This window comes from Flavobacterium sp. UBA4854, assembly GCF_002399805.1.
GTDB classification, from domain to species: Bacteria; Bacteroidota; Bacteroidia; order Flavobacteriales; family Flavobacteriaceae; genus Flavobacterium; species Flavobacterium ginsengisoli.
In genome coordinates, this window is sequence record NZ_DHEI01000087.1 from 49,870 (window position 1) to 50,570 (window position 701).

Below are 701 nucleotides of genomic sequence, written 5' to 3' on the forward strand. Positions count from 1 at the left end.
AAACCTTGTTGGTCTTCTCTAATATTTTTCATTGCTAATTCTGTTAACTGAGCATTTGCTGAAGTCCATACGTCAATAACTTGGTTGTAACGCTCGTTATTGGTAATAAGACCCATGTTATAGTTAGTTGAGATACCTTCAACTTGCTCTCTAGCATCTGCAATTAACTTAGTTTTTTGTTCTGGGATTCTAATATCACCTAAAGAGAATGATAAACCTCCTCTAAATGCGAATTTATAACCCATATCTTTCATATTATCCAAGAAAGCTGCCGTTGTAGGTACATCAGTCACACTTAAAATGTGTCCGATAATATCTCTAAGGTTTTTCTTAGTCAATACGTCATTGATATATCCAGCTGCTTCAGGTACTACTTCGTTAAATAATACACGTCCTGCAGTTGTTTGAATGATTTTGTACACTAATTCTCCAGCGTCATTAAAATCTTTTGCTCTAATTTTCACACGAGCATTCAATTCTAATCTTCCTTCGTTTAATGCAATGTTTACTTCTTCAGCAGAATAGAAAGTCAAATCTTGACCTAAAATAATGTGATCTTCTGTAGAAATACGCTCTTTGGTCATATAGTATAGACCCAAGACCATGTCCTGAGAAGGTACAGTAATTGGAGCACCATTTGCAGGGTTCAAGATATTGTGAGAAGCCAACATTAATAATTGTGCCTCTAAAATAGCCTCTGG

At 35.4% G+C, this 701-nt stretch carries 1 pseudogene; it reads right to left on the reverse strand.

Annotated features, from left to right (window positions below):
• Positions 1-701: pseudogene (locus tag B3J44_RS12885) on the reverse strand (DNA-directed RNA polymerase subunit beta'); the annotation flags it as partial.